Origin of the sequence: Streptomyces sp. NPDC051976 (assembly GCF_040680795.1) — a bacterium.
In the GTDB taxonomy this organism is placed as follows: Bacteria; Actinomycetota; Actinomycetes; order Streptomycetales; family Streptomycetaceae; genus Actinacidiphila.
On the sequence record NZ_JBFAXL010000017.1, the window covers coordinates 122072 to 135888 of the forward strand.

The 13817-nt window shown below is 71.2% G+C and carries 12 protein-coding genes; 6 read left to right on the top strand and 6 right to left on the bottom strand.

All coding sequences use genetic code 11. The features are described from left to right. Nucleotides 1-156: 156 nt before the first annotated feature. The 4 genes from AB0M29_RS19285 to AB0M29_RS19300 all read right to left on the bottom strand — a co-directional run bounded on the left by AB0M29_RS19285 (nucleotide 157) and on the right by AB0M29_RS19300 (nucleotide 4757). Nucleotides 157-1194 (bottom strand): membrane dipeptidase, encoded by a 1038-nt coding sequence (locus AB0M29_RS19285; protein ID WP_365384001.1) that lies wholly within the window; start codon nucleotides 1192-1194, stop codon nucleotides 157-159. Continuing rightward, entirely contained in the window at nucleotides 1191-2585 is a 1395-nt protein-coding gene (locus AB0M29_RS19290) for a serine hydrolase (protein ID WP_365384002.1), read from the bottom strand. The genes AB0M29_RS19285 and AB0M29_RS19290 overlap by 4 nt, the downstream gene beginning before the upstream one ends. A gap of 307 nt (nucleotides 2586-2892) precedes the next feature. Next, nucleotides 2893-4104 (bottom strand): HAMP domain-containing sensor histidine kinase, encoded by a 1212-nt coding sequence (locus tag AB0M29_RS19295; RefSeq protein WP_365384004.1) that lies wholly within the window; start codon nucleotides 4102-4104, stop codon nucleotides 2893-2895. Beyond that, nucleotides 4095-4757, bottom strand: a complete 663-nt coding sequence (locus tag AB0M29_RS19300; RefSeq protein ID WP_365384006.1) for a response regulator transcription factor — start codon at nucleotides 4755-4757, stop codon at nucleotides 4095-4097. The genes AB0M29_RS19295 and AB0M29_RS19300 overlap by 10 nt, the downstream gene beginning before the upstream one ends. A 197-nt stretch (nucleotides 4758-4954) precedes the next feature. Between AB0M29_RS19300 and AB0M29_RS19305 the strand changes: the two genes are divergently transcribed. From AB0M29_RS19305 to AB0M29_RS19320, 4 genes are read left to right on the top strand one after another with little or no spacing between them, the layout of a single operon-like run. Further along, nucleotides 4955-6238 (top strand): FtsX-like permease family protein, encoded by a 1284-nt coding sequence (locus AB0M29_RS19305; RefSeq protein ID WP_365384008.1) that lies wholly within the window; start codon nucleotides 4955-4957, stop codon nucleotides 6236-6238. Between the two features lie 36 nt (nucleotides 6239-6274). Next, on the top strand, nucleotides 6275-7654 hold the full coding sequence (locus AB0M29_RS19310) for an ABC transporter permease (protein ID WP_365384010.1): 1380 nt from the start codon (nucleotides 6275-6277) through the stop codon (nucleotides 7652-7654). 6 nt (nucleotides 7655-7660) lie between these two features. Beyond that, on the top strand, nucleotides 7661-8380 hold the full coding sequence (locus AB0M29_RS19315; RefSeq protein ID WP_365384012.1) for an ABC transporter ATP-binding protein: 720 nt from the start codon (nucleotides 7661-7663) through the stop codon (nucleotides 8378-8380). A 58-nt stretch (nucleotides 8381-8438) separates the two neighbouring features. Next, nucleotides 8439-9563: a hypothetical protein gene (locus AB0M29_RS19320; protein WP_365384013.1), complete on the top strand. Its 1125-nt coding sequence runs from the start codon at nucleotides 8439-8441 to the stop codon at nucleotides 9561-9563. A 262-nt stretch (nucleotides 9564-9825) separates the two neighbouring features. Here AB0M29_RS19320 and AB0M29_RS19325 read toward each other — a convergent pair whose 3' ends face one another. Next, a complete protein-coding gene (locus AB0M29_RS19325; RefSeq protein ID WP_365384052.1) occupies nucleotides 9826-10311 on the bottom strand; it encodes a tetratricopeptide repeat protein in 486 nt (161 codons plus the stop codon). On the opposite strand from AB0M29_RS19325, the gene AB0M29_RS19330 reads away from it, so the two are divergent. Further along, nucleotides 10238-10483, top strand: a complete 246-nt coding sequence (locus AB0M29_RS19330; RefSeq protein WP_365384015.1) for a hypothetical protein — start codon at nucleotides 10238-10240, stop codon at nucleotides 10481-10483. The two genes, AB0M29_RS19325 and AB0M29_RS19330, sit on opposite strands and share 74 nt — an antisense overlap. 128 nt (nucleotides 10484-10611) lie before the next feature. Next, entirely contained in the window at nucleotides 10612-11787 is a 1176-nt protein-coding gene (locus AB0M29_RS19335) for a hypothetical protein (protein ID WP_365384017.1), read from the top strand. A gap of 247 nt (nucleotides 11788-12034) precedes the next feature. On the opposite strand, the gene AB0M29_RS19340 is transcribed toward AB0M29_RS19335, so the two are convergent. Then, nucleotides 12035-13621: a hypothetical protein gene (locus AB0M29_RS19340; RefSeq protein WP_365384018.1), complete on the bottom strand. Its 1587-nt coding sequence runs from the start codon at nucleotides 13619-13621 to the stop codon at nucleotides 12035-12037. Nucleotides 13622-13817 lie beyond the last annotated feature (196 nt).

A 13817-nucleotide genomic window follows, 5' to 3' on the forward strand; every position in this document is an offset into this window, starting at 1 on the left:
CCTCTCCTCGGCTGTCCGACGATGGTGGGACAGCGGGGGCGTGCACTGTTCGTGAGAGCTGATGAACCTTCGCTGGTGCGTTCGTCCGGTAGTACGAAGAGTCGCTGCGGTCCCAGCGGTGTCACGGACCGTCTCCCGGACCGTTCGGCGACGGTGTCAGGATGCGGCGGCGGAGCGGTCCAACTCCCTGTGGAGCAGCCGCCGGACGTTCTCGCCCAGCACCGCGCGGATGTCCTCCTCCGGCCAGCCGCGCCGCTGCAGCGCGGTGGTGACCAGGGGCAGCCCGGCCGGACCCTCCAGCCCCGGGAGGTAGGAGTCCATGGGCGCCCCCTCCACCGCCACCTCCTCGCAGCACAGGGGGACGGTGTCGGCCAGCACTTCCTTGATGAAGTCCGGCCCCATGGCCACGTGGGCGATGCCCGCCACCCCCGCGATGTGTTCGAAGTGGTCGACGAGCCGGTCCACCGAGTAGTCGCAGGCGTGCAGATAGCCGCCGAAGAAGTTGACGCCGATCACGCCCCCTCCGGAGGCGATGCCCCGGATCTGGGCATCCGTCAGATTACGGTGGTGGTCGAAGAGCGCCCGCGCGCTGGAGTGGGTGGCCAGTACCGGCCGCGTCGCCAGCTCCAGCACATGCTCGACCCCGGCCGCGCCGAGGTGGCTGACGTCGAAGAGCATCCCAAGGCGCTCCATCTCCGCCAGTGCGCTGACACCGGCCCGGGCGAGCCGTCCGCCCGCGGCGTCCTCGGCGCTGCCGTCGGCCAGCGCGGTGCGGCCGAAGTGGGCCAGGGAGGCGATCCTGACGCCCAGGCGGAACAGCGTCTCCAGCAGTTCGACGTCCTCGCCGACACCCGGGGCGCTCTCCAGCGCCAGCACCAGCGCGGTGCGTCCCTCGGCGGCGGCCCGGTCGATCTGGACGCTGTCGGTGCACAGCGCCACCGCGTCGGCGTTGACTTCCGCGAGCCGGTGCGCGGCCTCGATCATGCGCAGGGTGCGGCGCAGTGCGCCCTCGGGTCTGTACTGGTCGTCGACGAACACCGGCAGGACCTGCAAGTCCACTGCGCCGGCCCGTAGTTGCGGGAGCCAGCGCTCTCGGAAGAAATCGGCCCAGCGGTCCACGGGACGCTCGGTGACCGCGCACAGCAGGTCGTTGTGCAGGTCGGCGACGTACGCCCGCTCGTGCAGCCCGTTCACTGCGCCGCCCTCGGCTCGGCCCGTCCGGTGTGCAGGAAGAGTGCGTGACCGCGGCCGTCGTCGCCGATGAAGGCCATCCGCGCGTGCGCGCCACGTTCCGGCTCCAGCGGCAGCACCGAGTCACCGCGCCAGTGCACGAGTTCGGTGCGGTACGCGGGCTCGTCCAGGTCGGCGGCGACGCCCAGGGGCGTACGCTCCAGCCACAGCCGCCCGGCGTCGTCCAGGCCCACCGTGGTCTCACCGGTCGGCGTTCGGTACGTGCCCACGTAGCGGGAGGCGTGCGGCACCAGTGCCTCCGGCCGCGGCACCGGTGCCGAGTGGGGCTCGATCTGCGCCAGTTCGCCCAGCACCCGGTTCACGATCTCGGCGAACACCTGCTGGGTGCTGCCGCCGTTGGTGAGCACCACCAGTGCCAGGTCGTGTGCGGGCACCATCCGCAACCGGGCCGCCTGGCCGATGGTTCCGCCGTCGTGCCCGATCAGCTCCGTGCTGCCGCCCGAGGCGGTCGGCCCGGCGTACAGCTCCCAGCCCAGGCCCCAGCCCGTGCCGAGGTCCACATCCGGCTGGGCCACCTGGTGCTGCCGCATGGCCCGCACGCTCTCGGGGCTCAGCAGCCCCGCCCCGTCGTCCAAGTGCATCCGAGCGAACGCCAGCAGGTCCCTCGGCCGCATCGCCAGCATGGACCCCGCAGGAGCGGTGGAACGCGGCAGCGCCCAGATCCCGGTGGGCTCCAGCGGGCCGCCCGGCTTGTGCCCGACGTGGCCCACGGCGGTGCGGTGCAGCACCGCCTCGTAGGGGTCGCAGGCGGTGTGGTCCATGCCCAGCGGCGCGAACAGCCGGGTGCGAGCACAGACGTCGAACGGCTCGCCGCGCAGCACCTCCACGATCCGGCCCAGCACCGAGAAGCCGGCGTTGTTGTAGGAGAACATCGCGCCCGGCGGGAACAGTTGCGCTTCGCCGCCCAGAGCGTCCACATAACGCTCCAGGCAGTCGTCGCCCTTACCGGTGTCGGTGAACACGTCACCTTCGAAACCCGAGGTGTGGCACAGCAGCTGACGTACGGTCACCGTCTGTGCCGCCCGCTCGTCGGCGAGCCGGAACTCCGGCAGCACGCTCCGCGCCGGTGCATCCAGGTCCAGCAGGCCCTCGTCCACGAGCTGCATCACCAGCGTGGCGGTCACCGTCTTGGTGATGGAACCGATCTGGAACAGCGAATCCGTGGTCGCCTCCACCCCGGTGGCCGTGGACAGCACTCCGGCCGCCGCCTCCACCACCTCGCCCCCGACGTCCACCGCGACCGCCGCCCCCGGCACCCCGCTTTCCGCAAGCAGCCCCGGCAGCCGCTCGCGCAGCCACGCCCCCACCCCGTTCAACCCGCCCGACACCGGCACGGCAGCCCTCCCTCGCTCGATTGGGAGGGAGCCTAGGACGCCCGCGACCTGCGGATTTCGTCCCCCCGCACCAGCGGTTACCGGCATTTTCGTACGGCTGGCCAAACCCTCGCGCCGGCGTCCTCACCGCCCCGAGAGCCGAGGGCCGTTCTCGCGTGCGCGAAGCCTGCGTTTGCTTCCGGCGGATTCGTGGCGGCGCGCAAGGCGGCCCAACGCGGCCCTGGCGGCGGCCGCCGCATTGGCCTCGACCCTCTTCCTCCGCCGCCCGCGACCCGCCGACTGCCTTTCGGCGTAAGGCCGTTGAAGCTCAGGGAAGGCGCAGGGTGAGGGTGAGTCCGCCCCGTGCTCCGGGCCCGGCGGTGAGCGTGGCGTGGTGGGCGGTGGCGATGGAGGCGGCTATGGACAGGCCCAAGCCGTGGCCGGTGGTGGCGGTGCGGTCTCCGTCAAGGCGGTGGAAGGGCTCGAACAGGTCGGGGATCCGGTCGGCGGGCACGAGGGGGCCCGTGTTGGTCACCGTCACGGTCCGGGCGTCGACGCGTACGCGGACGTGGCCGCCCCGATGGTTGTACTGGACGGCGTTGCGGATCAGGTTCGTCAGCAGGTGGCGGAGCAGCACGGGGTCGCCGGCGACGACCACGGGCGTCCTGGCGGCGTGGAAGCCGATGTGCAGACCGTTCTCGGCCGCCTGCGGGGTGAGTGCGGCGGTCGCGAGCCGGGCGGTGTCGGTGAGGTCCACGGGCTCGGTCTCTTCCAGGCCGCGGTCGCCGCGGGCCAGCAGCAGGAGGGCGTTGACGAGCTGCTCGGCCTCGCGGTTGGCGTCCAGCAGGTCCTCGCGGACGTCGGCGAGGCCCTCGGGAAGGGGATCGGCCAGACCGATCTGGAGACTGGCGCGCTGCACCGCGAGGGGGGTCTTGAGCTCGTGGGAGGCGTTGGCCACGAAGCGGCGCTGGCTCTCGAAGGATTTGTGCAGCCGGTCCAGCATGGTGTCGAACGTGTCAGCGAGGCGCTGGAGTTCGTCGGAGGGGCCGGTGAGGGCGAGGCGCTGGTGCAGGTTCTGTTCGCTGATGCGGCGGGCTGCCTCGGTCACGGAGGCGACGGGGCGCAGCGCCCGTCCTGCGAGCCACCGGCCGAGCAGCCCGGCCAGTACGGCTATGACGGGCAGGCCCACGGCGGACCAGAGCAGCATCTGGCGCAGGGCCGTGTCCTGGACGGCTTGCACCGTTTGGTCGATCTTCTGGATCTCGGCGACGCTGTCCGTGGAGGGGCGGGTGTGGTCCGGCCGGGTGGGGCCGCCGAGCACGGGCGCGAAGGGTGAGGCCGGGGCGCTGGCCAGGCCGCTCGGGACCTCGCCGTATCTGACCGCGATGCCTTGTACCTGCTGTTGCGTTCCGTAGCGTGCGAGGAGCACCACGAAGGTGAGCAGGGCGACGCCGGTGCACAGCAGGAGCCCGGAGAAGGCCACGGCGATGCGGGTGCGGAAGGGCAGCCGGTTCAGCAGAGTCCGCGGGTTCAGTCGCACAGCCGGTATCCCTCTCCCTTGTCGGCGAGGATCAGACCGGGATCGCCGAGCTTGCCGCGCAGGCGGCTGATGGTGGCGCGGACCGCGCTGGTGCGCGGGTCCAGGTGCTCGTCCCAGATTCTGCGGACCAGCTCGTCGTGCGGCACCGGCGCTCCGCCGGCCCGCACGAGCACACTGAGGACTGCGAACTCCTTGGGTGTCAGCTCCAGGGGGGTGCCCGCCGCCGAGACCTCACGCCGTGTCTCGTCGAGGGTGACGTCCCCGAAGCGCAGCACAGCGGGTGCCGCCTTCGGCGCCCGGCGGCTCAGTGCCCTCACCCGGGCCACCAGCTCGGTGAAGTCGAAGGGCTTGGCCAGGTAGTCGTCGGCGCCGAGCGCGGTGAGTCCGTAGACCCTGTCGGCGAGTTCGCCGGCCGCGGTCAGCATCAGGATCCGCGGCGGGTCTGTGAGCTCGCGGAGCCGCCTGCACACCTCGTCGCCGCTCATGACCGGCAGGTCGCGGTCGAGGATCAGCACGTCGTACGCGGTGAGCAGGCACATCTGCTCGGCCTCGGCCCCGGTGGAGGCGATGTCGACGGCCATCGCCTGACGGCGCAGACCGGTGGCGACGGTACGGGCCAGAACACGGTGGTCCTCGGCTACCAGGACTCTCATGCCGTCATGAAACCAAGAGGGCGATTGCAGGGGGATAAGGACGCCGGAGCGCTGCGCGCAGAGCCCGGCGTACGGGGAGCAGCCTCGCGTCCCGCTTCGACCGGTCCTGCCGTTGCCGCAGGCCCTCCGGCTGTGGTCCTTATGCCGCTGTCACACGCTTATCCCGCTGCAAACAGCCTCCTGCTTTGGTCGTCGGCATGAACTTCGTCAAGCGCGCCGGGATGAGCCTTGGTGCCAGAATGTCCAGGACCGCGGGCCTGCTGGGCATCTTCTTCGTCCTCTGCTCGCTGCTGCTGGGCGGCTTCCTGCTCCAGGGGGCCGCCGCCCGCCAGGAGGCCGACGCGCAGCGCACCATCGGTGTCGACGTCACGGTGGAGAAGAAGGGCCTCACCCCGGCCCTCGCCGACCGGCTCGGCCGCTCGGACCTGGTGCACCGCTACAACCCGGAGCTTTCGGTGCGCGCCGGGGCGCGTGGCTTCACGCCGCTGTCCTCGGACCCGCCCGAAGCGGGAGACACCAAGCGCGGGGAGCACGAGGGGCGGGAGCAGGCCCCCATGGCCGTGAACGGCGTCCGTGACGTCGGCATGCTGCTGCCCTTCTCGTACGGGTCGATGAAGGTCATGGCGGGGCGCGGCATCACCCCCGGCGACGCGGACAAGGGCGTCGCGTTGGTCGAGCGGCGCCTGGCCGAGAAGAACGGCCTCAGGGTCGGCGACACCCTGCGGGTGTGCTCGGCGGACGGAAGGCGCACCGTGCCACTGGAGATCGTCGGCGTCTTCGAGGACCCGACGCAGGACCCGCCGGGCCGACAGCCCCCGCACCAACTACCCGGCAACACGCTGTACGTACCGGTCGGCACGGCGCAAAGGCTGGGCACCGGTCCCGCACCGGTCAGCGAGGCCGTGTACAGGATCGGCTCGCCGGACCAGGAACGGCCGCTGCACGCCGAGGCCGAACGCCTCCTCGGCAAGGGCACCTTCGACTTCCGGGTCAACGACAAGGCGTACCGGGACCAGGTCCGCCCGATCCAGCGGGTCGGCACGTTCGCGGGGCTGATCGTCCGGGTGATCGCCCTGGCCGGGGCGCTGATCCTCGGTCTCGTCGTGATGCTGCAGATCCGGGAGCGGCGTGCCGAGCTGGGGGTGCTGCTCGCGATGGGCGAGCGGAAATGGAAGCTCATCGGCCAGCACGCCGTGGAGGTGGCGGCGGTGGCCCTGCCCTCCGTGGCGCTCGCCGCGCTCGCCGGTGCGCTCGCCGGACAGCCCGCGGGCGACGCGTTCCTCGGCCGCGAGGACGACAGCCCGGCTGCGGGGCCGCACGCGGAGGATCCCGGGATCGCTCCGCCGACCGTACGGGTCGAGCCGGCCGCCGTCGGCGAGGTCGCCGGTATCGGGCTCGGGATCTCTCTGGTCGCCACCGTCATCCCGGGCATCGGGATCCTCCGCCTGCACCCCCGCTCCATCCTCACCGACACCGAATAGCCCGTCGATCACCACGGACCGAGAGAGCTGATCCCTATGAACTTCGTGAAGCGCGCAGGGCTGAGCCTGTGGGCGCGCAAGGGCCGCACCATGATCACCCTCGCCACCTTCGTCGTCATCTCCGTGATGACGCTGGCCGGCATCCTGATCAACGAAGCGACGGCCCAGGCCGTGCGGCACGCCAGGCACTCCGTGGGCGCCGAGGTCAACCTCGCCATGGACCCAAGCCAGTTGCACGCAGGCGCCGGCCTCCAGGCCCCGCGCATCGACGCCTCGACCGTCGACAAGCTGGGCCATCTGCCCCAGGTCCAGAAGTACACGTACGCGAACTGGGACCGCGCCGTCCTCAGGGGCGGCGCCCAGCTGGCCGACGGCGGGCCGAAGGACCCGATGGGCCCCGGTGGCACCGTCGGCATGGGTGTCCTGGACACCTCGCTGCTGGACGCCTTCCGCAGCGGCAGGTTCACCCTGCTGTCCGGCAGGCACCTCACGGCCGCCGACAAGGACACCAAACTGCTCCTGATCGAGGAACGGCTGGCCCGCAAGAACGGCCTGAAGGTCGGCGACAGGATCACCCTGGCCGGAAACGACGAGAAGACCACGGCCGACTTCTCGGTGGCGGGCATCTACCGCGACCCGCGTCCCACCGCGGATCCCGACCCCGAGTACGGCATCAGCCCGGCCGACATGCTGTACGGAACGGTGGGCGGCCTCGCGAAGCTCAGCTCGGACCACGACGCGGGGCTGCGGGTCGGCACGGCGACCTTCCTCCTCCAGGACGCCGATGCGCAGGGCGCGTTCAGGGACGGGGCGAAGCGGGTCGCGGGCGCGGCACTCGACGGCTTCACGCTGGACGCCAACGACAAGGCCGTCCGGCAGATGACGGGCCCGCTCAAGAGCATCCGGTCCACGGCCACGCTCGCCATGTGGATGATGGGCGTCGCCGGCGCGGCCGTGCTGGCTCTGCTGGCCCAACTCGCCGTCAGGCAGCGTCGCAAGGAGCACGGCGTCCTGCTGGCCATGGGCGAGAGGAAGGGCATGCTCATCGCGCAGCAGGCTCTGGAGATCGTCCTCGTGGCGGCAGTGGCCATCGGTCTGAGCTCCCTGTTCGCCGCGCGCCTGACGCAGAGCGCGGGGCAGGCGCTGCTCGGCAGGGAGGCAGGCGCCGCCGAGCGCAAGCTCGACGCGTGGAAGCCCCCGGCACCCGGCAGCACCGGCCTCGGCGAAGGCATCGACCCGAACGACAAGCCCGTCGAGAACGCCGACCCCATCGACAGGATCACCGTGGCGCTCACCCCCGCGGACCTCGCCACCGTCGGTGCCGTCGGCCTCGGCATCGGCCTGCTCGCCACCGCCGTCCCGGCCGGCGCCGTGCTGCGCCTCAACCCCCGCGTCATCCTCACGAAGGGCAAGTGACCCGCCATGACCCGCGCCACCGCCGCCGGCACCACCCCCACCCCGCCCGTCCTGCGCCTCACCGACGTCAGCCACACCTACTCCGGCCAGCGCCGCCGGACCACGGTGCTGAGGAACATCGACTACGCCTTCGAACGCGGCACGTTCTACACCGTCCTGGGCCCCTCCGGCAGCGGCAAGACCACCCTGCTCAGCCTCGCCAGCGGGCTCGACACCCCCACCGGGGGCGCGATCAGCTTCGACGGCCGTGACCTCACCGAGCTGGGCCTCGGCCGCTACCGCAACAGGCACGCCGCCACCATCTTCCAGCAGTACAACCTCCTCACCTACATGACCGCCCTCCAGAACGTCACCACCGCCATGGAGATCACCGGTGCCAGACCGCCGTCGGGCAGCCGCAAGAGTCGCGCCCTCCAGCTCCTGGAACAGATCGGCCTGGACAAGGACATGGCCCGGCGCAATGTGCTGCAGCTCTCCGGCGGCCAACAGCAGCGCGTCGCCATCGCCCGCGCCCTCGCCTGCGACGTCGACATCCTCTTCGCCGACGAACCCACCGGAAACCTCGACGAGGACACCGCCCGGGGCATCATCGACACCTTCCGTGAACTCGCCCACGGGCAGCGGAAATGCGTGGTCGTCGTGACGCACTCCCACCAACTGGCCGCCCGGTCCGACCGCATCCTCGTCCTGCGCAAGGGCAAGCTCACGGAACAGCCGCGTTCCTGAGGGAACTCCGTGTTGCCCTATCTGCCGACCGCTCGGGTGGTACGGCACAGTGAGGTGCATGAGTGAGTCAGTGTTCGACATCGACACCGCATGGGCCCGTCTGGTGGACGCTCGCACGCGAGGCGACGTTCAGGAGAGGACCCTCGCGTTCTACTCTTTGGCCCAGGCCCTCTACGAGACCGGGCGCCATGCCGAAGCCGACCAGCTCGATTGGGATGCATACGCCCTGGCCAAGGTGAGCAGCTCATCACGCGAACTCAGTGTGGCCCTGTTCGAGATGATGACAGAGCGGGGCGTGTACCTGGCCCACTCCGCGGGCGTCACGGTCGCCGGGAGTGATCATCACTGCGGCGCGTCCGGCAACGACCCACAGTTCGTGGTGGTGACGGAGGAGGAACGGGTCCGGTTGCTCGACTGTGCCGGTACGGCGTTCGACAGGGCAGAGCAGGCCATCTGGGGGCGAGAGGACGTGCCCGAGGCATGGAAGCGAGAAGCAGACGCACGGCTGGGGGCCGTCCGCCCGCCACGGGAGACCAGTGCGTCGTCCACGCCCATGGCCTTTCCCAGTATGGAGCCTGCTGCCGAGCAGGTCGTGGTCGGCTACCTGGTGGTCAAGGCGTTAGGCCCGTTCCTTGAGGAATGGGCGAAGAAGCTCGGCGAGCAACTGGGTGAGTCCACCGTGCGCGCTCTGGGTCGCATCCGGCTGCGACGCCACGTGAGATCACCGGAGAGCGAGCTCGAGACCCGGCTTCCCGACACGTCCAGCCCAACGACACTGATCCTCCCAGAGCATCTGAGCGAAACCGCCCGGCTGGCGCTCATTGACCTCGACCCGGTCGGCGAAGCCGTCCGCGGAAGGACGTTGTACTGGTCTGAAACGGAGCAGCGGTGGCTGCCCGCAGACGATTACACCGGTCAGCATCTCGACGGCTGGGAGATCCGCCACACGTGGGACGTACCCAGGAGGAACGACCATCCGCTGCACACCTACGACCGGGCACCGACGTGGGAGCAGGCCCGCAGCAGGGCGGTACAGGCAGGCCTGGCAGCACCCGACGGGGTCCACCTTCGTCTCATCCACATCCGCCGAACGTCGGAGGAGGACTGGGGTCGGAGTCTCCCCGTTCACCTCCCGCCGAATGACTTGCCGGGTGACTTGGATGTGCCGGACTTCCTGCGTTGACCCGGCTATGAGGCCGGGAGCGGCAGATCCTGGCAGACGCGAGGCCGCTGCCCGGCCCGCCGACTTCGCGACCGGCATTCCGTCACCTCACGAGCCGCATTTCGTCGGTAGCCCGCGAGGGTTTCGCAACGCCCGCTCGAAGGCGTTCTGTCACTGCCGCACCGAAACGGGACAGGCCCGGCCCGGACGTCCGCGCGGCAGCCGCAACCAGCGCAAGGCCCGATCCAGGATGTTGGCAAGACCGCCGCACGCGCCGAGTCGGTCAAGGAACGCGAGCAGTAATGAGGTGAGACGTCAAGCTCGTACCGCCCTTTGACGCGCTTCCTGGCCGGGACTTCCGGCCGGGCCGGTCACTGTGCAGAGCGAGTTTGCCGCGGATCTGGTCGGCGTGGGGGTGCTCGAGGTCGGTGAGGATGTCCCGGGCCAGTTGCCAAGTTTCTTGGGCTGCATTGGGGTTGTGTGCGGCATGGTGGGCGTCGCCGAAGCGGTTGAGGATGTCTGCTTCCAGTGGGCGGTCGCCGAGGTCGCGGCACAGGTCGAGGGCGTGGCGCAGGTGGTGCCGGGCGTCCTCATAATTGCCGCGGCGGAGGCGGGCGCTGGCGACGATGCTGTGCCCGATGGCCTTCCCGAAGGGGTCGGCCAGCCGGTCGGCGGCCCATGTCGCGGTGTTGGTTGTGGCCGACGTAGAGGGAGCGGTGGCCTGGGCGGTGTTCCGGCGCCGGGGCGAGGTCGGCCGGCGACCGCGCAGGTCCGTCCGTGCAGAGCGCGGTGTCGGTCAACGCGCCCCCATCAGCGACGAGGGCGGCCGCGGGCTGCATCTGGTGGCGCGGCTCACCCTGGGCTGGGGGACGCGCCAGACGCCGACGGGCAAGACGATCTGGGCGGGGCAGGCGCTGCGGGCGGGGTTGCGGGCGGCGTGAGATGGCAGGCGGCCACCGCAGGGGCCGGGCCGTCCGGGTGGAGAAGGACCGGAGAAGGCGTCGCGGTGCCGCGACGGTGGGACGTATCCGCCCTCGACAAGCCCCCCTGCCGATGGGAGTTCCACCGCATGTCCCGCTTCCCCGCCCGCCTCGGCGCGTCATTCGCCGGGGTCCTCGCCACGGCTGCCGTGGCCATCCCAAGCGTCGCCCTCGCCCCCGGCGCGCACGCCACCGCCTACGTCCTGCAGCAGGTCACCGCGAACGACCTGGGACCCTCCCGCTCCTGGCTGCGCCTCCAGGACGACCCCGCCCACGCGAACCGGTCCGCGGGCGTCGCGGAGATCTCGCCGTTCGCGGACGGCGCCCGGTTCAACGGGAGCCTGCACTTGGCGGTCGCCGCCGGGACGGTCGCCCAGCAGTCCCAGGTCACCCACTGGTTCAACCGCAAGATCCCGCTGACCGGCATCGCCGCGGCCACCCCCTCGTACGACATGTACGTCAGGAGCTGGACCTCCTCGGCCGCGGCCGTCCCGTACGGCGCCGAGCTGCAACTGCCCGTCCTGTGCCAGGGTGCCTCCACCACGCTCAGCTTCCAGCCGCAACTGGCGAAGGACAGCCTGGGACGCACGGGCGCGGTGGCCGACACCTGGCGGCACTTCGTGGCCGGCAGCACCTCCCAGTGGTCGACCTCCCGCGCAGTGGCAGGCTTCGACGCCGGCAGCGTCCACACGCTGGGCGACTACGCCACGGCCTGCAATGCGGCAGATGACGGCGCGGTCGGCGTGATGGCGGGCGTCGGCAGGCTGGGCAGCGCGGGTCAGAGCCTCGACACGTACGTCGACAACCTCGCGGTGAACAGCACGGTGTACGAGTTCAGCGTCGGCAGCACCAGCGCGGCGAAGGTCGCGATGGCCGCCGCGGCCCCCGCCAAGACCGGCGCGACCCCGCTCAGCGGCTCGGTCACCTTCACCAGCCCGGCGGACGGCGCCGCGTACGCGTCGGTCGGCACGAAGCTGCAGTTCTCCAGGGCCGGCGGCCTCAAGGCCGGTGACCTGACGGTGACCGCCGACGGACAGCCGCTCACCCTGACCGCCGACCCGGCGGGCACGCTGTCCGGGGTGGTCGTGCCGCCCACCAGCGCCGACCTCGGCCCCGGCGGCTCCTACCGCACGACCTTCACCGTCGCCTTCAAGGAGGCGCACCCCGCCCCCGCCCCCGTCACCCTGACCGCCACCCTCCTCGCCCAGGGCGTCCAGCCCTTGCAGTCCACCGGCACGCAGACGCAGGTCCAGCTCCGCCCGTAGGGACCCGGGCCGGTATCGGCCGGCCTCTCCCGCAGACGGCCCCCGCGCGCCCGCGCGGGGGCCGGTCTGTGCGGTCGGCGAGGGCGGTGGCCGCGAGATGTCGAGCACGTCGAGGATGTGCTGTGGGGTACCGCGCACGGGGCGGGTGGAGCGGCGCTCCCTGCGTGGGCAGGTCGCGGGCTGGAATCCCGCCTCGCGATCGCCGGACCGATCGTGATTTCGGGCATGTCTTCATCTCGGCGAATCGTCAGGTCTTGCGCACAGCGCCGGTGAAGCCGGCGATGAAGAGGGTGGCGAACGCCCATGCGGCGAGCTGTAGCAGCCAGCCGGTGACAGTGAGGGTCTGCCCCGTACGGGTGTCGGTGGGGACACACAGGTCCTGCGCCCCCGTCTTGACCACCGGCAGGCCCAGATCCAAACCCACACCGATCCGCTCCACGACGTTGCACGGCGTCGTGGACGTGCTTGGGCCGGCGGAGTGCTCCAGGCCGCCGCCCGGCCCGCCGAGGACGACCGCCAGTGCGACGGAGCTGGCGACGACGGCGAACAGCAGCAGCAGGGCTCGCCAGGGTTGGTAGCCGAAGCCGAGTGTGAGCCCGGTGAAGCGGGCCCAGGCCCGGTCACGACCCCGAAGCGCGCCGCGGCCGATCTGGTCCCGCCGCTGCGCCATGAGTATGTCCCGCACCTCACTGTCGTGACCGGCCGCACGGTGGACGGTGGCCAACTGCTGGTACGGCTGAGCGGAGTAGCCCGGCGTGTGGTCACGCAACAGCTCCAGCCACCGCGACAACTCGACTGGCGCCGGCAGGTCGGCGTAGGTCAGCCCGTTGATGCCGACCAGGGCACCTGCGGCCTGACCCGACCGGTTCACCCCGCTCGTGTCCCACATCAGCGAACCGTGGACAGACACACCGTTCAAGGCGAGCACGCAGTGTCCGGCGCCGGTTGCCCGGAATCCGGCGCGCATGGACACGGCTCGGTCGACCCGCAGCCCGTCGGCGTGCAGGGCGGGTCCGGAGGTGTTCTCCAACCACGCTCCGTCGCAATCCAGCAGACCGAGGTGGGCATCGACTAGCTGGACCGTGCCGGTTGCCCGGAATCCGGCGCGGAGGAACACGGCTCGGTCGACCCGCAGGCCGTCGGCGTGCAGGGCGGGTCCGGAGGTGTTCTCCAACCGCGCCCCGTCGCACGCGAGCCGACCGAGGTGAGCATAGGCGAGCCGGACCGTGCCCTGTTCCCCGACGCCGGTGGCCTGGAACTCGTCGCGGAGGAACACGCTGTGATCGACCCGTAGAGACTCGGCGTTCAGGGCGGGACCGCCCGTGTTCTCCCACCGCGCACCGTCGCAGTCCAGCAGACCGAGCTGGGCGCCGAGGAACCGGACCGCGCCGGAAGGCGTGTCGGCGTGCGCAACCGCCCGGCGCATCGTCACCGTGGGGGCGGTGAAGCGTGTGGCGTCGACCGGCGGGTCGTGCGAACCCGTGGGGTGCCCGAAACAGGAACCGTCCAGCACCAGGCCGGGCAGTTGGCTGTCGCAAAGGTTCAGACCGTCGGGGACGAAGCAGTCGACCAGTTCGACGCGCAGATCGCTGGTGATGTTCGCAAGGTCGACGCGGCCGGTGATGCGCGCCCCGCGCAGTCGCAGCCCGTGCGGGTCCGCCTCGATGTTCCGGCGACCGCGGACCAGGTCACGGATCAGCACCGCCGGGACAGTGCGGGTGCTGTCCCAAGACCGCATTGCGGCCTCGTCGACGGGGCTGTCACCTGCCAGGTCGAGCATCTCGCCGTCGCGGACCGCGTCAAGAAGACTCTGCTCCAACTCATTGGCTGCCACCCGAGAATGCTGGCCCGCCCACGGCACGACGGCAAGGACGACGAGGCATCGTCGAGCCCGCCGGATCGTCTTGGCTACCGCGTGGTCCGCGGGGCTGCAACGGCTTCTTCCCTCGTGCGTTCTGGGAAGGGGGCCGCCCGCGCCCGACGGACAACAAGCCCCTCCGCAACGCCTCACGGCCGGCTCTGCGGACGAG

What these genes read in the sequence shown, in the direction of transcription:
- AB0M29_RS19335 (WP_365384017.1), top strand. Translation starts at nt 10,612, where the DNA reads ATGTCCCGCTTCCCCGCCCGCCTCGGCGCGTCATTCGCCGGGGTCCTC.
- AB0M29_RS19305 (WP_365384008.1), top strand. Translation starts at nt 4,955, where the DNA reads ATGAACTTCGTCAAGCGCGCCGGGATGAGCCTTGGTGCCAGAATGTCC.
- AB0M29_RS19300 (WP_365384006.1), bottom strand. Translation starts at nt 4,757, where the DNA reads ATGAGAGTCCTGGTAGCCGAGGACCACCGTGTTCTGGCCCGTACCGTC.
- AB0M29_RS19320 (WP_365384013.1), top strand. Translation starts at nt 8,439, where the DNA reads ATGAGTGAGTCAGTGTTCGACATCGACACCGCATGGGCCCGTCTGGTG.
- AB0M29_RS19310 (WP_365384010.1), top strand. Translation starts at nt 6,275, where the DNA reads ATGAACTTCGTGAAGCGCGCAGGGCTGAGCCTGTGGGCGCGCAAGGGC.
- AB0M29_RS19315 (WP_365384012.1), top strand. Translation starts at nt 7,661, where the DNA reads ATGACCCGCGCCACCGCCGCCGGCACCACCCCCACCCCGCCCGTCCTG.